Source organism: Acinetobacter pittii (assembly GCF_034067285.1).
GTDB classification, from domain to species: Bacteria; Pseudomonadota; Gammaproteobacteria; order Pseudomonadales; family Moraxellaceae; genus Acinetobacter; species Acinetobacter pittii_E.
In genome coordinates this window covers 3,273,518-3,293,493 of the sequence record NZ_CP139286.1, presented here as the reverse complement: position 1 = coordinate 3,293,493, position 19,976 = coordinate 3,273,518, and the positions used below count along the sequence as shown (strand labels likewise).

At 40.4% G+C, this 19,976-nt stretch carries 20 protein-coding genes, 1 pseudogene and 1 riboswitch; of the genes and pseudogenes, 13 read left to right on the top strand and 8 right to left on the bottom strand.

Annotation, left to right across the window (positions count from 1 at the left end):
• Positions 1-26 precede the first annotated feature (26 nt).
• Complete coding sequence (etfD, locus tag SOI81_RS15540; RefSeq protein WP_016142337.1) at positions 27-1,739, bottom strand: electron transfer flavoprotein-ubiquinone oxidoreductase; 1,713 nt, start codon at positions 1,737-1,739, stop codon at positions 27-29.
• A gap of 187 nt (positions 1,740-1,926) precedes the next feature.
• On the opposite strand from etfD, the gene SOI81_RS15535 reads away from it, so the two are divergent.
• The 5 genes from SOI81_RS15535 (at position 1,927) to ycbL (ending at position 6,330) form a co-directional block, all read left to right on the top strand.
• On the top strand, positions 1,927-2,538 hold the full coding sequence (locus tag SOI81_RS15535) for a DUF1285 domain-containing protein (protein ID WP_002114653.1): 612 nt from the start codon (positions 1,927-1,929) through the stop codon (positions 2,536-2,538).
• Positions 2,539-2,584: 46 nt separating this feature from the next.
• Positions 2,585-3,451, top strand: coding sequence for a glutamate racemase (murI, locus tag SOI81_RS15530; RefSeq protein WP_025470392.1), 867 nt, complete (start codon positions 2,585-2,587; stop codon positions 3,449-3,451).
• Positions 3,452-3,567: 116 nt separating this feature from the next.
• Positions 3,568-4,572, top strand: coding sequence for a DUF4062 domain-containing protein (locus SOI81_RS15525; protein ID WP_025470391.1), 1,005 nt, complete (start codon positions 3,568-3,570; stop codon positions 4,570-4,572).
• A 73-nt stretch (positions 4,573-4,645) separates the two neighbouring features.
• Entirely contained in the window at positions 4,646-5,662 is a 1,017-nt protein-coding gene (hemH, locus tag SOI81_RS15520) for a ferrochelatase (protein WP_239974925.1), read from the top strand.
• Between the two features lie 23 nt (positions 5,663-5,685).
• Positions 5,686-6,330: an MBL fold metallo-hydrolase gene (gene ycbL, locus SOI81_RS15515; protein ID WP_016142333.1), complete on the top strand. Its 645-nt coding sequence runs from the start codon at positions 5,686-5,688 to the stop codon at positions 6,328-6,330.
• Here ycbL and SOI81_RS15510 read toward each other — a convergent pair.
• Positions 6,327-6,521, bottom strand: coding sequence for a DNA gyrase inhibitor YacG (locus tag SOI81_RS15510; RefSeq protein ID WP_239974923.1), 195 nt, complete (start codon positions 6,519-6,521; stop codon positions 6,327-6,329). The two genes, ycbL and SOI81_RS15510, sit on opposite strands and share 4 nt — an antisense overlap.
• Before the next feature lie 87 nt (positions 6,522-6,608).
• Here SOI81_RS15510 and SOI81_RS15505 point away from each other — a divergent pair, with 87 nt between their 5' ends.
• The 4 genes from SOI81_RS15505 to crcB all read left to right on the top strand — a co-directional run bounded on the left by SOI81_RS15505 (position 6,609) and on the right by crcB (position 9,548).
• Positions 6,609-7,247, top strand: a complete 639-nt coding sequence (locus SOI81_RS15505; RefSeq protein ID WP_239974921.1) for a tRNA (guanine-N(7)-)-methyltransferase — start codon at positions 6,609-6,611, stop codon at positions 7,245-7,247.
• Positions 7,237-8,442 (top strand): TIGR03862 family flavoprotein, encoded by a 1,206-nt coding sequence (locus SOI81_RS15500; protein WP_239974919.1) that lies wholly within the window; start codon positions 7,237-7,239, stop codon positions 8,440-8,442. The genes SOI81_RS15505 and SOI81_RS15500 overlap by 11 nt, the downstream gene beginning before the upstream one ends.
• 78 nt (positions 8,443-8,520) lie before the next feature.
• Entirely contained in the window at positions 8,521-8,931 is a 411-nt protein-coding gene (locus SOI81_RS15495; protein WP_057105398.1) for a GFA family protein, read from the top strand.
• A 45-nt stretch (positions 8,932-8,976) separates the two neighbouring features.
• A riboswitch (Fluoride riboswitch) is annotated at positions 8,977-9,043 on the top strand.
• A 124-nt stretch (positions 9,044-9,167) separates the two neighbouring features.
• A complete protein-coding gene (gene crcB / locus SOI81_RS15490) occupies positions 9,168-9,548 on the top strand; it encodes a fluoride efflux transporter CrcB (RefSeq protein ID WP_057105397.1) in 381 nt (126 codons plus the stop codon).
• Positions 9,549-9,967: 419 nt separating this feature from the next.
• Here the strand turns inward: crcB and SOI81_RS15485 are convergent, their stop codons facing one another.
• From SOI81_RS15485 to SOI81_RS15475, 3 genes are all read right to left on the bottom strand, one after another.
• Positions 9,968-10,303, bottom strand: coding sequence for a HopJ type III effector protein (locus tag SOI81_RS15485; protein WP_057077264.1), 336 nt, complete (start codon positions 10,301-10,303; stop codon positions 9,968-9,970).
• Positions 10,304-10,555: 252 nt separating this feature from the next.
• Positions 10,556-10,810, bottom strand: coding sequence for a type B 50S ribosomal protein L31 (locus SOI81_RS15480; RefSeq protein WP_320540969.1), 255 nt, complete (start codon positions 10,808-10,810; stop codon positions 10,556-10,558).
• Between the two features lie 101 nt (positions 10,811-10,911).
• Positions 10,912-12,210: an ABC1 kinase family protein gene (locus tag SOI81_RS15475; protein ID WP_057105395.1), complete on the bottom strand. Its 1,299-nt coding sequence runs from the start codon at positions 12,208-12,210 to the stop codon at positions 10,912-10,914.
• Between the two features lie 257 nt (positions 12,211-12,467).
• Here SOI81_RS15475 and SOI81_RS15470 point away from each other — a divergent pair, with 257 nt between their 5' ends.
• Both SOI81_RS15470 and SOI81_RS15465 read left to right on the top strand, forming a co-directional pair.
• Positions 12,468-13,715, top strand: a complete 1,248-nt coding sequence (locus SOI81_RS15470; RefSeq protein ID WP_320540968.1) for an SfnB family sulfur acquisition oxidoreductase — start codon at positions 12,468-12,470, stop codon at positions 13,713-13,715.
• Between the two features lie 32 nt (positions 13,716-13,747).
• Positions 13,748-14,998 (top strand): acyl-CoA dehydrogenase family protein, encoded by a 1,251-nt coding sequence (locus tag SOI81_RS15465; RefSeq protein ID WP_057105393.1) that lies wholly within the window; start codon positions 13,748-13,750, stop codon positions 14,996-14,998.
• A 35-nt stretch (positions 14,999-15,033) separates the two neighbouring features.
• Here SOI81_RS15465 and abeM read toward each other — a convergent pair whose 3' ends face one another.
• Both abeM and SOI81_RS15455 read right to left on the bottom strand, forming a co-directional pair.
• Positions 15,034-16,380, bottom strand: coding sequence for a multidrug efflux MATE transporter AbeM (gene abeM / locus SOI81_RS15460; RefSeq protein ID WP_016142323.1), 1,347 nt, complete (start codon positions 16,378-16,380; stop codon positions 15,034-15,036).
• 32 nt (positions 16,381-16,412) lie between these two features.
• On the bottom strand, positions 16,413-16,874 hold the full coding sequence (locus SOI81_RS15455; RefSeq protein ID WP_016142322.1) for a DMT family transporter: 462 nt from the start codon (positions 16,872-16,874) through the stop codon (positions 16,413-16,415).
• 116 nt (positions 16,875-16,990) lie between these two features.
• Between SOI81_RS15455 and hemW the strand changes: the two genes are divergently transcribed.
• Positions 16,991-18,145, top strand: a complete 1,155-nt coding sequence (hemW, locus tag SOI81_RS15450; protein ID WP_239974918.1) for a radical SAM family heme chaperone HemW — start codon at positions 16,991-16,993, stop codon at positions 18,143-18,145.
• A gap of 44 nt (positions 18,146-18,189) precedes the next feature.
• On the opposite strand, the pseudogene SOI81_RS15445 reads toward hemW, so the two are convergent.
• Positions 18,190-18,946, bottom strand: a pseudogene (locus tag SOI81_RS15445) (SDR family oxidoreductase).
• 111 nt (positions 18,947-19,057) lie between these two features.
• Here SOI81_RS15445 and SOI81_RS15440 point away from each other — a divergent pair.
• A complete protein-coding gene (locus tag SOI81_RS15440; RefSeq protein ID WP_239974914.1) occupies positions 19,058-19,954 on the top strand; it encodes a LysR family transcriptional regulator in 897 nt (298 codons plus the stop codon).
• Positions 19,955-19,976: the final 22 nt, after the last annotated feature.

Below are 19,976 nucleotides of genomic sequence, written 5' to 3'. Positions count from 1 at the left end.
GCAACGCTTTGCCGTGTCGCAAGGAATTACATATTAGGATAATTCGGACCACCACCACCTTCAGGCGTTACCCATGTGATGTTCTGAGATGGGTCTTTAATATCACAAGTCTTACAGTGAACACAGTTCGCTGCGTTAATCTGGAAACGTTTAGAGCCATCATCATTTTCCATGATTTCGTAAACACCAGCAGGACAATAGCGCTGTGCAGGCTCATCCCATTTCGGTAAGTTTACATTCACTGGAATTGAAGGATCTGTAAGCTTCAAGTGAGCTGGCTGGTTTTCTTCATGTACAGTGTTTGAGATAAACACAGAAGATAAACGGTCAAATGTAAGCTTGCCATCTGGTTTTGGATAGTTTGGCTTAAAGCTGGTTGCATCAACAGTTTTCAATGCAGCGAAGTCTTGCTTCAAGTCATGTAAAGTGAATGGTACTTTAAAGACATTCTGGTCGATAAAGTTAAATGCACCACCCATCCATTGACCAAATTTATGCATTGCTGGGCCAAAGTTACGAGAGTTATAAAGCTCTTCTTTTAACCAGCTGTTGTTAAATTTTTCAGTGTATGAAGTCAATTCTTTAACGAATAAATCTTCGCCTTCAGTAACACGTGCAATCGCAAGATCACCGCCTTTTTCTACACCGGCAGCAATGGCTTCAAATACAGCTTCACCACATAACATGCCTGATTTCATGGCAGTGTGTGAGCCTTTGATTTTTGCAAAGTTTAAGAAACCTGCATCATCACCAATTAAGCATCCACCTGGGAAAGTTAGTTTAGGCAATGAGTTGAAACCGCCTTTCACTACCGCACGTGCGCCGTAAGAAATACGCTTACCACCTTCTAAATACTGTTTAATCAGTGGGTGAGTTTTCCAGCGCTGCATTTCCATAAATGGATACATGTGTGGATTTTCATAAGATAAGTCCACGATCATACCCAAAGTCACTTGGTTGTTTTCAGCGTGATATAACCACCAACCACCAGAAGAAGCTGTTTCCGCTAAAGGCCAGCCTGCACCGTGCATCACTAAGCCCGGCTTATGTTTTGCTGGATCAATTTCCCAAAGCTCTTTAATCCCGATACCGTAATGTTGAGGATCAGCATCTTTATCAAGGTTGTATTTCGCAATCAGGCGTTTACCTAAGTGACCACGGCAACCTTCAGCAAAGAGGGTATATTTAGCGTGAAGTTCATAACCTGGGGTAAAGTTATGCGTTGGTTCGCCGTCTTTACCAACACCCATGTCGCCAGTTTGAATCCCTTTCACAGTACCGTCTTCATGGTAAAGCACTTCAGATGCAGCAAAGCCAGGGAAGATCGAAACTTCTAGCTCTTCAGCTTTTTGACCTAACCAACGAACCACGTTACCTAACGAGATAACGTAGTTACCGTCGTTGTGCATGGTTTTAGGAACCATCCAGTGTGGTACTTCTTTTGATGTGGTGTCTGAAAGTAAGAAGAATGTTTTGTCTTCAGTTACAGGTACGTTTAAAGGCGCGCCTTCATCTTTCCAGTTCGGGAAAAGTTCATTGATGGCACGTGGCTCAAGCACAGCACCAGACAAGATATGCGCACCTACTTCAGAGCCTTTTTCAACTACACAAACAGAAAGATCGGGTAAGTTTTTTTCAATCGCTAATTGACGGATCTTAATCGCAGCAGACAGACCGGCAGGTCCTGCACCTACGATGACAACGTCAAACTCCATCGATTCACGTTCGATGTGTTCCATGTAGGACTCCTCAATACTTAAAGGTGGCAACCGTCATATTCAGAAAATTCGGTGCTGCCGTGAGTGTTTTAATCCATAGGCGCAAATATGCTATTGTGCCTTTTATCGTTTGGGCTAGTATAGTTTTAAACCATGATCTAGCCAATTGGCTGAGTCGTAACATTTTTTCGTCAGCAAGGCATAAACTATGGTAAATCAAAATAATTCACCATCGGATATGGGAAAAATACCGTTATCTGATGATAAAAACTTAATGAACATTGCACAATACTTAAAAGGTGTACAGCAAAGTCACAAAAGGTCAATTCCACCTTTAGAGCAGTGGCATCCAAAGCATTGCGGCAAAATGGATTTGACGGTGAAATCCAATGGAGAATGGTGGCACGAAGGTCAATTAATCAAGCGCCAAGCTCTATTAGATCTGTTTACCAAAGTCCTATGGAAAGAAGAGGGTAAATTCTACCTGAAAACCCCTGTAGAACAAATTGAAATCGAAGTTGAAGATGAACCTTTATTAGTCAATCAGGCAGATCAGGTCGAAATTTCAGGTGAGCAGTTTTTACAACTGACCACTACCAATCAAGATGTGATTTTAGTTGATGCAGAACATCCAATTTTTATGCGGGAATATGCAGGGGAGTTACGTCCTTATGTGCATGTGCGTTTTGGAATTAATGCGCTGATTCAACGTCAGGCTTTCTATCATTTGGTGAACTATGGAACCCTGATTGAAAACGATAAAGGTGAAACCATTTTAGAGCTAAAAAGTGGTAATTTGCTCTTGCAATTAGGCACTTGAGGTTTAAGCTTTAGGGAGTGAAATTTTCTGACACTTCAGTACAGCTATGACCGCCATACAACCTTTATTTTCCGAGCTAGAACCTATGCCTAAAGCATCAGCCGATGCCCCAATTGGTATTTTTGATTCGGGAATTGGAGGAATGTCAGTTGCAGCAGAAATTGCCAAATATTTGCCAAACGAACGTATTGTGTATTATGCCGATACTGCCTATGTTCCTTATGGTCCACGCTCTGATGAAGAAATCAGGGAACTCACGGCTCGAGCAGTCGATTGGCTATATCGTCAAGGCTGTAAAATTGCAGTCGTAGCCTGCAATACAGCTTCCGCTTTTAGCCTTGATCATTTACGTGAGCATTATGGAGAACACTTTCCAATTGTGGGATTGGTTCCAGCATTAAAACCTGCTGTATTACAGACACGTTCTAAAGTGGTTGCTGTGTTGGCGACACCTGCAACTTTTCGGGGCCAACTCATTAAAGATGTGGTCGAGAAGTTTGCGGTTCCGGCAGGTGTTAAAGTGATGACTTTAACCAGCCTTGAACTTGTTCCTTGTGTCGAGGCAGGTCAGCAAATGGGTGAGACATGTTTAAAGGCATTAAAAGAAGTTTTACAGCCTGCTGCTGAGCAAGGTGCCGACTATTTAGTGCTCGGTTGCACGCATTATCCTTTCTTAAATCAAGCAATTCATCATCTTTTTGATAACCAATTCACACTGGTTGATTCTGGGTTGGCAGTTGCCCGACAAACAGCCCGTATTTTAATAAAAAATGAGTTATTATGTGACCAAATAGGTCAGAATGTTGCACGTATTGAATGTTATGTCAGCGGTAATAATGCTGAGGCACTGCAACCTGTTTTACAACATATGATTCCACAAGAGTTAACTTGGACACTTCATAATCTGAACTGATCGTTTAGCATCATTTAGAAAATAGTGTTTTTTAGATTTATTATTTTATTTGGGGCGGTTCATGATCTTGGCTGTTATTAAGTCACGGACAGGTCATGGGGCGAAAGGGTATTGTTATGCTCGATACACGCTATCAGATTTTTATTTCAACATCCGGCCGCGACATGCAGCCAGAGCGGATGGTTTTGTCTCAAACCTTGGTCGGGATGGGTTTCTTTGCTTGGGGACTGGAACATCGAACACCCCTCACCACTACACTTGCACGTCGACAAATTGATGAATGTGATTATGTAATCCTGCTTTTAGGAAGTCAGTATGGAGAACAGTCGATTTCTGGGGTGAGTTATTTATCTTTAGAATATGAATATGCATTAAGTCAGGCTAAACCCATTATTGTGTTGATGCATGAGCAACCTGAAAGTCGTGAAATACATTTACAAGAAACCCATCCACAGCTTAAAGATAAATTTCTCGCATTTAGAAAAAAGTTATTACTTGATGCGAATCATATTTTTTACTTTAAAAGCCTTCGTGACTTAGAGCTAGCTGTCCGTTTAAATATGCCTTTACTGATTGAACAACATATGGGGCAAGGTTGGATTCCTGCTCATCAAGCTCAACACTTAGAAGATGAAATTAAGCTATTAAAAAGTAAAATTTTGCAGTTAGAGCAACAGTTGGTAGAGTCATCAGCTCAAGTCAATGAAGTTGCTCCTCAAGATGTTTTTGCATTTGAATATCAAATTCAAGCATTTCAGGATGGCAACTTTAAAGAGCTTAAACGACAGAGGCAAATGACGTGGTCTCAGTTACTAAGCATATTGGCAAAGCAGTTTGAAACACCGATGCCAGAAGAGAGCTTTGGAACTTGTCTCAATGAATATCTCAATCATGCTGGGCTAGAAGATGCTCGTCAGGAGCTACCAAGGGCACATGCTGTTGCCTGTGCTCAGATTAACCATAAGGCATTGTTCCGGATTAAAAAGCAAATGCGATCGCAAGGCTGGATTGTTCCAACTCAAACTGAACAATCCTATAACTTATGGAAAGTTACAGCTAGAGCTCAAAAGATATTACTTAGCTATAAATGGAGCCATCGGGGTACTCGATTAAAAGCTTAGAGCGATTCAATTTATATATAACAATAAAAGCTGTTACATTAATGTCATAAGATGAACTGAAAGGCATTTACACATGTCGTTTGAACAAAAACCGAAAGTTACTGTCATTTTAGCGAATTTAGGTACACCGGATGAGGCGACTGTGCCTGCGGTGCGCCGTTTTTTAAAGCAGTTTTTATCTGATTCACGCGTGATTGAAATACCAAAATTTATTTGGTGGATTATTTTAAATCTGTTTGTTTTACCTTTTCGACCGAAAAGAGTAGCGCATGCCTATGCTTCGGTATGGTCAGCAGACTCGCCAATGCGTGAAATTGTGTTTGAACAAACCAAACGTGTGCAGGCTTATTTACAGCAAGAAAATAATCAGTTTGATTTAACCGTGATACCAGCAATGACCTATGGTAATCCGGGTATTGATGCAGTATTAGAAAAACTGGCGTCTAACCCGCAAGAGCATGTCATTCTACTGCCTTTGTTTCCTCAATATTCTGCGACTTCTACAGCGCCGTTATACGATGCGTTTGCGAAGTGGATTCCGGCCCAGCGAAACTTGCCGGGTCTAACGATTATTAAAGACTATTATCAACATCCCATGTTTATTCAGGCATTGGCAGAAAGTGTTTTAGCTTACCAAGAGCAACATGGGAAACCTGAAAAACTGTTGATGTCATTTCATGGTATTCCACAGCCTTATGCAGATAAAGGCGACCCTTATGCAGATCGTTGTCGTATTACCGCAAAGTTAGTCGCTGAAGCTTTGCATTTAAAAGATGATGAATGGGCAATTAGTTTCCAATCACGCTTTGGAAAACAAGAGTGGGTTAAACCTTATACTGATCAGCTTTTACAAGATTGGGCGAAGCAGGGTGTTAAGTCTGTTCAGGTATTAAGCCCAGCTTTTTCTGCCGACTGTTTAGAGACACTTGAAGAATTAGCCATTCAAAATGCTGAGTTGTTTCAAGAGGCGGGCGGTGGTAGCTATGCTTATATTCCTGCTTTAAATAGCGATCAAGCTCACATTGATTTGCTTGCAGGGTTAGTTCAGGCTAATCTTGATGCCCTTACTTATACCTTAGCCCACCGTTAATTGCGTTTTAGCCAGAGGTCCTTATGCTGCAAGTCAAAATTGTTCCAGTTACTGCATTTGCCCAAAACTGTTCCCTTGTTTGGGACAGTGAAACCAAAGAAGCAGTTTTGATTGATGCGGGTGGTGACGCTTCGGTTTTGAAAGAAGAAGTAGAAGCCTTAGGTTTAAAAGTGAAAGCTCTTTGGCTCACTCACGGACATTTAGACCATGCTGGAGCGGTAGGAGAGCTTGCTAAAGAATGGAATGTTCCTGTTATTGGGCCGCATAAAGAAGATCAGTTCTGGCTAGACATGATTCAAGAAGTTTCAGCACGTTATGGCTTTCCAATTCCACAGCCAGTAAAAGTCGATCAATGGCTTGAAGGCGGTGAAGTGCTAAAACTGGGTGAAGATGAGTTTGAGGTGCGTTTTGCGCCAGGTCATACACCAGGACATGTCATTTTTTATAATAAAAACCATGGTTTACTTTGGACAGGTGATGTCCTGTTTAAAGGATCGATTGGAAGAACAGACTTCCCGCGTGGAAACCATGAACAACTGATTGAATCGATTAAACGTGAGTGTTTTAGTTTGCCAGATGATACTCAGTTTATTTCAGGACATGGTCCGATGAGTACCATTGGCTATGAAAAACAATTTAACCCATTTGTCGCGGGCAAAGCAGGTTAATCCTCGTAATCATCTTCATTTTGACTACCCTTGTCATGCTGAGGCGCATCTTGGGTAGGCAGTTTATATTCATCGTTTGCCCACGCCCCTAAATCAATTAATTTACAGCGCTCTGAACAAAACGGACGAAATTCATTACCTTCCCAAACACTTGGTTCACCACAATGTGGGCAGGGGAATGTACGTGGCATAAAGCAATATCCTCAAAGTGAAGAGAAATAGATTAGGCAAAAGTCAGGTGACTTGTTAGACTTATGCCGATTTTTATTTAGTTTGATGTGATTATGCAGATTCGTCAATTTCAAGCACAACGTATGCAAGCGCCTCGCGATTTTACCCCAATTGAAAATACCCCGATTTGTGTAGAAATTGGAGCAGGCAAGGGTAAACATGCTTTGCTATTTAGCGGGCAACAGCCACAGCACACGTTGTATGCAATTGAACGAACCCGAGAAAAATTCTTGGCAATGCAAAAACAGCATGGTCTGGAACCAAGAGATAACTTAATCCCTGTGCATGCAGATGCTTTACCGTGGGTGGTACATGCTTTGTACCCCGCCCAAGTTGAACATTTCTTTATTCTCTACCCAAACCCAGAACCGCATAATCCAGCACAGCGCTGGTTGAATATGCCATTTTTTGAGTTCTTAATCTCACGCTTGCAAACAGGTGGAACCATTACTCTGGCAAGTAATATCCCTGAATATATTGAAGAAGCAGAACAACAATTAATTAATGTCTGGAAACTGCCTTATCAAAAAGAAAAAATTGCTCAAACATCTGCACGTACTCATTTTGAAATTAAGTATTTAGAACGTGGCGAGCTTTGCCAGCAGCTCATTATGACCAAGCCTGAAGGTTATAAAACTCGATTTGATGCGTTTGCACCACTGCAAGGGCAAACACATGGCGAATAAGCGGGTTGCCATTATCGGTGCTGGTCCGGCTGGTTTAATGGCGGCTGAGGTACTGAGTCAGTATGCTTATGAAATTGATGTCTATGAACAAAAGCCTTCAGCGGCACGTAAGTTTCTGATGGCAGGTAAAACTGGGTTAAACATCTCGCACGCCGAACCTTTAGCACAGTTCATTGAACGTTATGATCATGCAGAATGGCTTAAACCTTGGGTGGAAAAATGGGATGCAGTCTGGATTCAAAGCTGGATGAAAAATCTGGGAATAGAATCCTACGTTGGCACCTCAGGTCGCATTTTTCCTGTCGAAATGAAAGCGGCTCCTCTATTACGTGCTTGGCTAAAACGTTTGGCAGAACAGCAAGTTAAATTCTTTTATCGTCATCGTTGTATTAATTTACAAGGTACAACAGTAACTTTAGAAAGTCAGAATAATCAAAGCAGCGAGACTTTTACCCAGCAATACGATGCAGTCGTGTTGGCTTGCGGGGCGGTGTCGTGGTCACAATTGGGTAGTGATGGCGCTTGGCAACAATGGATAGATCAATCCAATATTGAACCTTTTCAAGCGAGTAATGCCGGGGTATTGCACGCTTGGTCTACTTTTATGGAAAGCTGTTTTGGTGAACCTTTAAAGCGTATCAATGCGTGGGTTGAGCCTAGCCAAGTTACACATGGCGATATTGTGATTACTCACTATGGGTTAGAAAGTGGTGTTATTTATAAACTGGGACGTGTCTTACGAGAACAGCAAAAACAAGGAAAAAGCTTAAATCTGTTTTTAGATCTATTGCCTGATGTAGAGCTTTCACAGTTAATTAAAAAATTGCAGGCTAGCAAAAAACAATCGCTCACTAATATCTGGCGTAAAGCTGGCTTAGATACAGCTAAGATTAACTTAGTCAGAGAAGTGGTTGATAAAGCACTATGGAACCAACCCAATGTTATGGCTCAGCAAATCAAAGCACTTCAAATTAAGCTAGAAGGGTTTAGACCTATTGAGGAAGCGATTAGCTGTGCTGGTGGTGTTAAGCAGAATGCATTAACTGAAAACTTAGAGTTTAAACAAACTTCAGGGGTATTTTGCTGTGGCGAAATGCTGGATTGGGATGCTCCTACAGGCGGATATTTGCTTACAGCATGCTTTGCTACAGGGCGAGCGGCTGGTGAAGGCGTACATTCATTCCTAGAGAAATAACGGCTTGATTTGGTGCTATGTTTGATATGTGAAAAGTGGTAATTTTGAACAATCAATAAAAATAGGATTTACGAGATCATGTCTCAAGCATCACCAGTCTATCAGGGAAGTTGTTTATGTCAGGGTATTCGCTATGAAATTAAAGGCGATATCGGAGATATTATTCAATGTCATTGTCAACGCTGCCGAAAAGCCAATGGAACAGCATTTGCCACGAATGCTCCTGTTAAAAGTACAGATTTTAAAATTACCCAAGGTGAAGACCTAGTCAAAAAATTTGCGGTGAATGGTGTGTACCGCTGGTTCTGTAGCGAGTGTGGTTCACCGCTTATTAGCTCGCGTGATGCGCAGCCTGAATTGTATCGTTTAAGAATTGGGACGCTTGATACACCGCTCGATCAAAAGCCGACAATGCATATTTTTGCTGCCTCTAAGGCAGAGTGGGAATGTATTCAGGATGATTTACCGCAATATGATGAACGCCCATGATTTTAAAAAGTATGTTTTAATCAAATTTTAGATGATTTAATATACTTAAAACGGGGAGATGGCATTCCTCCTCTGAAAAACCGCCGGATTGGCTAATGATGCCTACGTTACCCTCATGTATTTATATCGCTGGGTACGTAGGTTATTGCGTACTCTGCTTATTTTTGGAGTACGCTGTGTCATATTTCCCTTCATTATTTTTTGCTCTTTTAGCGTCTATCTAAAGGGGTGGTCTTATGTATTACTCTCTACTTTCAATTGCTTTAGGTTCGGTTCTAGGGGCATGGTTGCGTTGGTTTTTAGGTTTAAAACTCAACCCAATTTATCCACAAATTCCACTTGGTACTGTCACTGTTAATTTAGTCGGTGGCTTTATTATTGGTTTTGCGATTGCCTATTTTTCTCAAAGTGATTTAAGTCCTAACTATAAACTTTTTGTGATTACTGGTTTTTGTGGTGCTTTAACTACCTTTTCAACGTTCTCCATTGAGATTGTGACTTTATTACAAAGTGGCAAATTGGGAATGGCGATGTTGGGGATTTCTATTCATTTGATTGGATCGTTAATTTTTACGTGTTTGGGGTTGGCGACTTATTATTGGGTAGCAGGACATTGAGTGTTTGTTTTGGTTGAAATGTTTACTGCTGAGTCTTTTCAATAAAGTTTTATGTCTGGGTTAGCCGTCGGCTCGACCTACTTTTGTTTTGGCAAAAGTAGGCAAAACCATTTTCATCAACAGAACCTGTTATCTGTTTACAATTATCAGATATGTCGCAAAAACATTATATTGCTGATTTGAGTCAGGCTGTTGATGACTTCCCGAGTATCGAATATAAGAGATAGATCAAATAATTTAATTAATAATTAGTCATTTACTATCGTGATAGACGGCATGGATGCCGTCGTTTCGCTGTGCTACATGGATGTAGCATCAGCGGAACAAAGGTTTTTGTCACTTTTGCCCTCAAAAGTGAGGCATTGCCTATTAACAGACTTTAGAAAATCTCATAATTTGAGGCTGTGCTAAAAAAATGATTAAGCTTTTTCAGTTAAAGCCTGACCTTCAAACTTCACGCCATCCCAACCATTTTGCATAAACTGACGAATGTTTTGATGATCAGTTCCCTCAGGGGTCGCCAATACAGATGCGTAGTGTTCTGCAAACAAACTCAAAGTTTGTGCTTGGTCTAAACCTTGTAACTTAGCAAAAGAGAAAACTTTCGCACTGCCTTGATTTTCAGTTGCAGCGTTATGCTGTGCGCCATTTTGAAAAGCTGTTGGAGTATGTTGGTAACGTGCTTCAATATGAGCTAAAACGTCTGAAAATTTTGCTGTGCCTGCTTGTAATTGGGCAAGTAACTCTTGTGCCATTATCTTAAATTTCCTATCAAATGAGGGTTTAAGCATAGCATCGAATAGCAACTTTGAAAGCTCGAAGAATACAAAAAAATAATGAGTTGTGGGAAAAATAAGAAGCGTTTTTAGACAAGTTGTGGATAAGTTCTCTTTTATACACAGTTTAAAAATGATCGAAAAAATGCATATAAAAAAAGAAGCCTAAGTGGAGGAGATAGTCTTAGGCTTCCAATGATTTAAGTGTATTAGTCAAATCTTAACGTAAGATTAACTCTTACGATTAAAGCGAGCGAAGCGTTTATTAAAGCTTGCTACGCGGCCTTCGTTACTTGCTTGACGTACTTCACCTGTGTAGAAAGGGTGAGATGCACTTGAAATATCAAGGGTTACATAAGGATAGACTTTTCCTTGATATTCTTTGGTTTGTTTAGGCTGAAGAGTACTACCAATTAAGAAATACACGTCTGCATTGGTGTCATGAAATAACACTTGTTGATAAGCAGGATGAATATCTTTACGCATGAGAGATTGTCCTAAATTATTTTTGATTAAAGAAATGTTATAACATAACAATTAAAAAGTCAATGTAACCCCTAAAAGGCTACATTGATCAGTAAATTAAGTTAGTTGGAAGCAGGAATAAGCTCTTCAAATAAATCGTTCAGATTGTCATGTACTTTTAAGTGAATCAGATTCCAGTAATGCCCTGAAATGGTTCTGTTAACCATTAAAGTATCTGGAGATGGTTTAAATACATCCCAATACTTCAAAGATTTTTTCACAAGTAACATGCCATCATGGTGCGATGAGTTCTCGGCAAAATCATAAGTGGTGGTAAGCGGGCGTAATAACACTTCAATCCAGAGTTTATATAGATCAGTCGGGAATTTACCTTTTTCAGAAATTGAATGTAGCTCAAGTAACTCAGTTTCAATCAAATCAATATTTTCATGGCGAGCTGCATTTACTAAACGTTTAAAGCTATACACAATTTCATTTGAAAGTGTTTTAACACTGCCATAGTCATAAATAATGACACTACCGTCTTGGCGGAAGGCAAAGTTACCCGGGTGAGGGTCACAGTGAAAACGTTTTAAAAAGAACATTTCCTGACCTAAAGCACGAATCAGGCGACGTCCAATCGTATTGCGAATTTCAATAGGCCATGCACTGGCAGTTTCAATACTGTCACCTTGTTCGAGACTCAAAGTTAAAATACGCCGCGAAGAATAATCTTTATAAACGGTCGGGATGATGATTTTGTCATCTAACTGGCTATGAAAGGTTTTAAAAACTTCAAGGTTTTGAGCCTCGATTTCATAGTTAAGCTCTGCCGAAAGACTATCTTGAATTTCTGCAAAAAGCTGATCTTGTAGTTTTTTATCAATTTTAAGTACGCCCATTAAACGCAGTGCCAAACGTACTTGTTTTAAGTCACTTTCACAGGCTTCATCAACACCCGGATATTGAACCTTAACTACAACTTGCTCACCGCTAGGCAGCACAGCTTTATGAACTTGGCCAATTGAAGCAGCTGCAAAAGGTTCTTGATCAAAAGATTTAAAGGCAACATTCAGCGGTTTTCCAAGTTCACGTTCAACTTGTTGCTGAATGGCAGCAAAAGGCATGGCTGGGGCTTGGCGTTGTAGTTTTGAAATTGCTTTAGCGACTTCGGGCGGGAAAATATCTTTATATTGCGACGCAATTTGACCGACTTTCATGACGGCACCTTTCATTTCGCCTAAGGTGTCGGCAATTTGCAAACCAATATCCTGAAATAGCTTGGTTTTTGAAGCCAGCTTTTGTTCTTCGTCTGCGGTCAAGTTTCGAATCGAGTTAGAAACGGTTTTCGTTGCAATGCTCGCGGTCATTCCTGCAAGTTTCATAAATCTTTTGCCGGGTGAACTTGCATTCTTTGCCATATCTTCGATACCTCATTGACTACAACATAATATTGCCTAGTTTTGATCATAGGTGACTAAGCTTAAAAAGCCTATATGAAATTGTTTATCTCATGTAAGAAAATTTTCGAAAAACAAAATGTTATTTTTATAGTAAAAAATATGAAAAGCTTTTGAAAATTCATTTCATAAACAAAGCTTTAATATCTATAAAGGGGCTGTTTTTTTGGTGCTAATGTGAATGGCAGGTTAAATAAGAAATAGAGACAATAAAAGTTATGACAAGTTTAAGTTCAGCCCATGGGCGGTCTCAGGCGGTTCCTTTATCTGTGTTTGAGCAGTCAAAAGATGCGCATATTATTCGTTCTGATGAAGAAGCAATTGAGGTTGCCAAACTTCTTGCCCAGGAGTTTGCACAAGAAGCATCTGAGCGAGACAGAGAGCGCCGTTTACCCTTAAATGAAATTCAACAGTTCTCACAAAGTGGTTTATGGGCCATTACGGTCCCTAAGCAATTTGGTGGCGCACAAGTTAAATATCGAACCTTGGCTGAGGTCATCAAAACAATTGCGAGCGTTGATCCATCTCTTGCACAACTGCCTCAAAATCATTTGGCTTTTATTGAACATTTACGTCTTGATGCGAAACCTGAACAACAACAGTTCTTCTTTAATTTGGTGCTAAGAGGAATTCGTTTTGGTAATGCCTTTTCGGAAAAACATAGCAAAACGGTTGCTGACCTCACTACGACCTTACGAAAGACCGAGCATGGTTATGAAATTAATGGGAAGAAATTCTTTGCAACAGGCGCTTTACTGGCACATTGGGTTCCAATTGTCGCTGTAAATGAACAGGGGCAGCCTTATGCGGCGCTAGTTCCTCGGGAAACTTCAGGGGTGAATATTATTAATGACTGGTCTGGTTTTGGGCAACGAACCACGGCTAGTGGTACGGTAGAGTTAAATCAAGTTCCCGTACGTGAAGAATATCTAATTCCGATTTATCAGGCTTTTGAACGTCCTACTCCAGCAGGTGCAATTTCACAATTTATTCAAGCTGCTGTCGATGCAGGTATTGCACGTGGCGCAATTGAAGAAACAATTCACTATGTCAAAAATCATAGTCGTGCATGGGTCGATTCAGGTTTGGAAAAAGCGAGTGATGACCCTTACACAATTGCAAATATTGGTGATTTAAAAATAAAACTGCGTGCAGCAGAAGCGGTATTAGATTTAGCAGGAGATGCGATTGATCAGGCAATTGCCGACACAACAGAAGAGCATGTAAACCAAGCGACATTATTGGTTGCTGAAGCAAAAGTCTTAACCACAGAAATTGCGATTTTAGCAGCGAATAAGCTTTTTGAGTTGTCTGGAACACGATCGACCTTGTCAGAGCTTAATCTGGACCGCCATTGGCGTAATGCTCGCACTCACACCTTGCATGATCCAGTGCGTTGGAAATATCACATTGTCGGTAATTATTACCTCAATGGCATCTATCCACCTCGTCATGCATGGAGCTAAAGTGAAGAAAAAATAAGATTAGGAGAATAAAGATGACAGTTACCCAAATTGAATTAGAAGAATTGTCTGTCGGCGCCGATTATGAAAAGGTCGCAAGTAGATTTCGTCCAGTTTTTGAAAAAATTGCTCAAGGTGCAATTCAACGTGAAAAAGAACGAATCTTGCCTTTTGAACCGATTCAGTGGTTAAAAGAACTCAAATTAGGTGCAGTACGGGTACCGCGTAAATATGGTGGAGATGGGGTGTCATTGCCGCAACTTTTCCAGCTTCTAGCAGAATTGGCGCAAGCAGACTCGAATATTGTGCAAGCTTTACGTGGACACTTCGCTTTTGTTGAAGACCGTTTAGTTGCCCATAAAGAGCATTCGCAGGAGGTTTGGTTTCAGCGTTTTGTGCAAGGTGATTTAGTCGGAAATGCATGGACAGAAATTGGAAATGTACAAATTGGTGATGTCGTTACACGAGTAACCAAAGATGCTTCGGGTAACTTGGTGGTGAATGGTGAAAAGTACTATTCGACAGGAAGTATTTTTGCTGACTGGATCGATTTATTTGCCTACGATGAAGTGAATGACCGTCATGTAATTGCTGCTATTTATCGTCATGAATCAGGTGTGAGCGTGATTGATGATTGGGATGGCTTTGGTCAAAAGACAACGGGCAGTGGCACTTTAAAAGTGCATCAGGTTCACTTGCCAGCTTCGCACCTCATTCCATTTGATCAACGTTTTAAATATCAAACTGCTTTTTATCAGGTTGTCCACCTTGCAACTTTAACAGGGATTGCGCATGCCGCAGTCGAAACTTTTAGCCAAGAAATACGAGAGCGAAAGCGTATTTTTAGTCATGGTAATGGTGACCTTGTTCGTCATGATCCACAAGTTTTACAGGTGGTGGGTAAAGCCTCTGCTCAAGCCTATGCAAGTTTAGCAATTACGATTAAAACGGCGGAAGCATTACAAAAGGCTTATGAAAGCTACTTTAGCGACTTAGAAGTAAAAGAGTATCAGTTTAATGTGGATGCAGAGCTTGAGTCAGCCCAAGGGCAGGTGGTGATTTCTAATTTAGTACTGGATTTAACCAGCCAGTTATTTAATGCTTTAGGTGCATCAGCAAGTAGTCAGGTTAAACAACTCGACCGTTTCTGGCGTAACGCACGCACGGTATCTTCGCATAATCCACTCATCTATAAAGAAAAGGTGATTGGAGATTGGGAAGTAAACCGTACCGATTTACCTTTTGTCTGGCAAATTGGAGCAAGCCCGCGGGCCAAGTCTGCATAAAATAAAAAAAAGCCGATGAATAATCGGCTTTTTTATTAGGTTTTGCTTAAACGTTTGGTATTCAAATAAAGCCTTGAAAGTAATAAAACACAAGCAATACTTAAACCAATAATTAAACCTAGCCACACGCCAGCTACACCCCAATGGGTATAACGTGCTAAATAAAGTCCGATAGGGAAAGCAATTACCCAGTACGCCATGAGTGTAATCCACATCGGTGCTTGCGTATCTTGCATACCTCTTAAACAGCCTGCCGCGCTGACTTGTAATGCATCCATTAACTGATAAGCCATGGCAAACCAGAGTAAATACATCGCAACAGGGAATACGGTTAAGTCTTGAGTGTACACCGAGACAATTTGTTCACGACCTAAGGCAATAAAAGACATAGTCAATAAAGCAAAAAATATGGCTGTGCTTAGACCAATCTTTTGTACTTGGTACATGGAAGCCCAATTTTTTTCACCATAATACGTTCCCACACGAATGGTTAAGGCTATGGCAAGTGAAAGTGGAATCATAAACAGCACTGAAGTCACTGAAATTGCAACTTGATGCGCTGCAATAAAGACTTCACCCAATGGACTAAGCACCAATGCGCCTGTACTGAAAATACTCACTTCAAAGAACACGGCTAAACCGATTGGTAGGCCAAGCTGTAAAATTCTTTTAACCCAAGTCAGGTTAATTTTATCGAATCTGCTAAAAATAGAGGTATTTCGATAAGCCGAAGCTTTATAAATATAGCCAGCTAACGTAATCAGCATGAGCCACTGTAAAATGGATGTTGCAAAACCGCAGCCTGCGCTACCTAAAGCAGGTATTGGCCCCAACCCATGCATAAAAATCATGTTAAGAGGGATTAAAACTACTAAGGCCAGTAAGCTAATTACCGTTACAGGACGTGGATGGCCTAATGCCTCCGAATAACCGCGTAGAGCTGCATACATGGTCACTGCTGGCATACCCAAGCCAATGGCATGTAAAAATAAACTTGCTTTAGGTTGTAAGCTTTCAGGAACACCAAACACATGCAAGAAAAATGGCATAAGCTGCAAAATGAGCATTGCCAGTACACCTAAAATGACAGCAACCCACAATGATTGACGAACAATGACAGGAATTTGTTCTGTATTTCTTGCACCCTTTGCTTCAGCGACCAATGGTGTGGTTGCAATCATGATGCCACTGAACAGGAGCATGACTGGAATCCATAAACCGACCCCTACAGCAATTGCAGCTAAATCGGTTGCAGATAAATGCCCAGCCATAATAGTGTCAATTAACCCGAATCCTGCTTGAGCAAACTGGGTAATTAAAATCGGTAGCATTAAGTGGAAGAGTTGTTTTAGTTCAGACCGAAAAGATGTGACATTCGACACAAAAGGTACTCTTTTTAAATATAAAAATGAAGCTAACGTTGCAAAGTAAGTACCACACCAACAAAGATGATGACTCCACCAAGAAACCGTTGCCATGTAACAGGTGTTTTTTCTGTACCTAACCAGCCAAAATGATCAAGTAACATAGAAATAACGATTTGCCCAAAAACGACTAGCCCTGTAAAGGTTAAAAAACCAAGTTTAGGTGCAGTATAAATGCTCATGCTAATTGCATAAACCCCAAGGAATCCTCCTGTCCAAAGAAGCCATGGAATATTGGATATTTCACTTAAACTAGGTTTCTCGGCACTTTGAAAGAAAACCATAACTGCTAAAACAATAGTACCGATGAAAAATGATAATAATGCCGCTTGTAATGGTGAATGTAACTGCTCACGAAGCTGAGCATTAATTGCGGTTTGAAAAGCCATGGCAACACCGATTCCCAAGGCTAAGGGTAAAAATAGGAAAAGTTGACTAGAGAATTTCATCATTTTTATCAATATTTAAGATTATTTAAATTTAGTCTAAAGCAATTAAGGTATGTTTTCATAAGCCCATTGATGCAGTCATGTTAAAATAGAAATATTGTGTAAATTGGACCTGCTCCTTGGCCGTATTAAACCCTGCTTCTATTCCTTTATCTTTATATATTCATATGCCTTGGTGTGTGCGTAAATGTCCATATTGCGACTTTAACTCGCATGCGGTGCCTGATGGTGCGCTTTCGTCAGAGCTTGAGCAAACTTATTTAAAAGCATTGGTGGCCGACTTTGAAACTCAAATCGAGATGGCACAAGGGCGTTCAATTCACAGTGTATTTATTGGTGGCGGAACACCTTCACTCATTTCTGCCAAAGGCTATGCATGGCTGTTTGAACAGCTTAAGTCACGGCTTAACTTTGAAGATGGCTGTGAAATTACCTTAGAGGCTAACCCGGGAACACTAGAACATGACCCGTTTGCAGGCTATTTAGACGCGGGCATTAATCGTTTATCCATTGGCGTACAAACTTTTAATACTGATCACTTGCAAAAGCTTGGACGTATTCATTCAGCAAACAATGCTATGGATGCAATTGAGCAAGCAAGACAAGCAGGCTTTAAGCGAGTTAATGTCGATTTGATGCATGGCTTGCCAGAACAAACACTCGAGCAAGCACTTTATGATTTAAAAGTCGCTGTAGAGCAGGGGGCGACACATATCAGTTGGTATCAACTCACCATTGAGCCAAATACGGTATTTTTCCGTACTCAACCTGTTTTACCTCAGGATGAAGTGCTAGAAGACATTCAAGAGCAAGGTGAAGCTTATCTAAAAGCCAATGGTTTTATAAACTATGAAGTATCGGCTTGGCGTAAAGAGCAGCCTTCAGCCCATAATTTGAATTATTGGGAGTTTGGGGATTATCTTGCGATTGGGGCAGGTGCACATGGCAAAGTGACACGACCGGATGGTGTGTATCGTTTCCAAAAGACTCGTTTGCCAAAAGACTATTTAGCTAAGGTTCCAGCTGAACATTTGCAAATGAAAAAGATTGAGGCAGAAGAGCTACCTTTTGAGTTTATGATGAATGCTTTACGTCTAAATGATGGTGTAAAAGCTGAGTTATATGAACAGCGTACGGGCTTAAGCCTAGATCATTTAAATGAGGTACTCACTTCACTACGAGCTAGAAAGCTTTTGGTAGAGGATAGTTCTCGTTTAGCTTGTACAGAGCAAGGACATATTTTCTTGAACTCCGTGCTTGAAGAGTTTTTATAATAAAACAAAGTAAAAGCCGCATTATCAAATGCGGCTTTTTGATTTTAGCGAGTAGTATAGCCACCATTTGCAAAAATCGTCTGACCCGTAATCCACCAACCATCGGTTACCAAAAAGCGGACTAAAGGTTCGATATCTTCAATTTTGGTAAGTCCACCTAAAGCTGAAGCTGATTTATGGTAAGCGACTGCTTCGGCAGATTCCTGACCATAAAAGAACGGTGTATCCATTGGGCCAGGTGCAACAGCAGTCACAGAAATCTGGCGATTACCAAATTCTTTTGATGCAGCGCGAGTGTAATGTTCAACAGGCGCTTTTAAACCTTCATAGGTTGAATAGAGCCCAGTGTAGGCTGCAAGAAGAGAAGTCACGATTGAACAGATCTTTCCGCTGTCATTTAAATGACGTCCAGCGGATTGAATAAAATAAATAGGCAATTTTTGAGTTGATATCGCTCATGCTATCAAACTCTTGTTCTGTGGTAGCTAAAAACGATTTTTTTAAAACCTTTCCAACGGTATTAATCGCAATGTCTATTCCATCAAAATGCTGTTTAGTGTCTAAGAAGAGCTTTTCGATATTATTAATATCCGTTAGGTCTGCTTGAATTAAAACAGCATCTGCACCCAATGCTTTAACTTCTGCGAGCGTTTGCTCTGCATCTGCCTGAGTTTCAGCACTGTTGTAGTGAATTGCAATTTTTGCACCTTGCTCTGCAAACTTACGGCTAATGAGTCCACCTAAGTTTTTTGCACCGCCTGTAATCAATACAACTTTATTTTTAAGGGTATGAGTTGTCATGATGATTGTTCCTATGATGACTTGTTTTAATGTGTTTTAGTCTAGATTGGAGGTAATTTTTGATCAATTATGCTAGTTTGGTTTAACTATTCAGAAAATACGAACAATTAAATGGATCGGTTGCAACAATTTTTTATTTTTACAGAAGTCGCTAAACGACAAAGCTTTAGTGAAGTGGCAAATCAGCTTGATTTACCTCGCTCTACAGTGACGAGTGCCATTCAACAGCTAGAAACTCACTATGGAGTACGCTTATTTCATCGGACTACGCGTAAAGTCAGCCTTACTCAAGATGGACAAAGAATATTGCCCGAATGCCAAAACCTGTTATTTGATTATGAACAGCTCGAACAGTTAATACAGACACAAAAGCAGCATTATCGTGGCACGCTAAAAATTTCAATGCCCAGTCGAATCGTGCATCAAGTGATTATTCCTGAACTTCCCGATTTTTATAGCCGCTATCCAGATATTCATTTACAACTTCATAGCTCTGATGACATGACTGACTTAATTGAGAAAGGAATTGATTGTGTTGTTCGGGTAGGGCAGCTAGAGAGTAGTAGTTTAATTGCAAAATTTGTTGGTAACTTGATTATGGTGAACTGTGCAAGTGCTGACTATCTAGACCAATATGGCATTCCTGAACAATTAGAAGATCTATCTCAGCACAAACTTATTAACTATGCAGGAGCGTTAGGAGAGAAACAGGGCGTATTTTTATATCAAAATGGAACTGTGATGATGGATAGTGCTTTAAGCGTAAATAATACGGAAGCCTATATTGCAGCAGCTAGTGCAGGTTTAGGAATTATTCAACTTCCATATTACGATGTTCAGGACAAAATTGAGCAGGGAACTTTAGTTGAAGTGTTGAGTACCTACACGGCTCAATCATTACCACTTAATATTCTATATCCGAACCGAAGTTATATTCCTAAACGTTTGGAAATCTTTATGGAATGGGTTCGAGATGTTCTTTATAAGAAATGTATCGTCATCTTTTAGTCATAAAACTAAAATACATTAA

Excerpts from the sequence above, each read along its gene's own strand:
- murI (WP_025470392.1), top strand. The coding sequence starts at position 2,585 with ATGACCGCCATACAACCTTTATTTTCCGAGCTAGAACCTATGCCTAAA.
- SOI81_RS15440 (WP_239974914.1), top strand. The coding sequence starts at position 19,058 with ATGGATCGGTTGCAACAATTTTTTATTTTTACAGAAGTCGCTAAACGA.
- SOI81_RS15485 (WP_057077264.1), bottom strand. The coding sequence starts at position 10,303 with ATGGCACAAGAGTTACTTGCCCAATTACAAGCAGGCACAGCAAAATTT.
- SOI81_RS15475 (WP_057105395.1), bottom strand. The coding sequence starts at position 12,210 with ATGGCAAAGAATGCAAGTTCACCCGGCAAAAGATTTATGAAACTTGCA.
- SOI81_RS15480 (WP_320540969.1), bottom strand. The coding sequence starts at position 10,810 with ATGCGTAAAGATATTCATCCTGCTTATCAACAAGTGTTATTTCATGAC.
- SOI81_RS15510 (WP_239974923.1), bottom strand. The coding sequence starts at position 6,521 with ATGCCACGTACATTCCCCTGCCCACATTGTGGTGAACCAAGTGTTTGG.
- SOI81_RS15465 (WP_057105393.1), top strand. The coding sequence starts at position 13,748 with ATGACAGTTACCCAAATTGAATTAGAAGAATTGTCTGTCGGCGCCGAT.
- SOI81_RS15525 (WP_025470391.1), top strand. The coding sequence starts at position 3,568 with ATGCTCGATACACGCTATCAGATTTTTATTTCAACATCCGGCCGCGAC.
- SOI81_RS15535 (WP_002114653.1), top strand. The coding sequence starts at position 1,927 with ATGGTAAATCAAAATAATTCACCATCGGATATGGGAAAAATACCGTTA.
- SOI81_RS15455 (WP_016142322.1), bottom strand. The coding sequence starts at position 16,874 with ATGATGAAATTCTCTAGTCAACTTTTCCTATTTTTACCCTTAGCCTTG.
- ycbL (WP_016142333.1), top strand. The coding sequence starts at position 5,686 with ATGCTGCAAGTCAAAATTGTTCCAGTTACTGCATTTGCCCAAAACTGT.
- SOI81_RS15500 (WP_239974919.1), top strand. The coding sequence starts at position 7,237 with ATGGCGAATAAGCGGGTTGCCATTATCGGTGCTGGTCCGGCTGGTTTA.
- crcB (WP_057105397.1), top strand. The coding sequence starts at position 9,168 with ATGTATTACTCTCTACTTTCAATTGCTTTAGGTTCGGTTCTAGGGGCA.
- SOI81_RS15495 (WP_057105398.1), top strand. The coding sequence starts at position 8,521 with ATGTCTCAAGCATCACCAGTCTATCAGGGAAGTTGTTTATGTCAGGGT.
- etfD (WP_016142337.1), bottom strand. The coding sequence starts at position 1,739 with ATGGAACACATCGAACGTGAATCGATGGAGTTTGACGTTGTCATCGTA.
- hemH (WP_239974925.1), top strand. The coding sequence starts at position 4,646 with ATGTCGTTTGAACAAAAACCGAAAGTTACTGTCATTTTAGCGAATTTA.
- SOI81_RS15470 (WP_320540968.1), top strand. The coding sequence starts at position 12,468 with ATGACAAGTTTAAGTTCAGCCCATGGGCGGTCTCAGGCGGTTCCTTTA.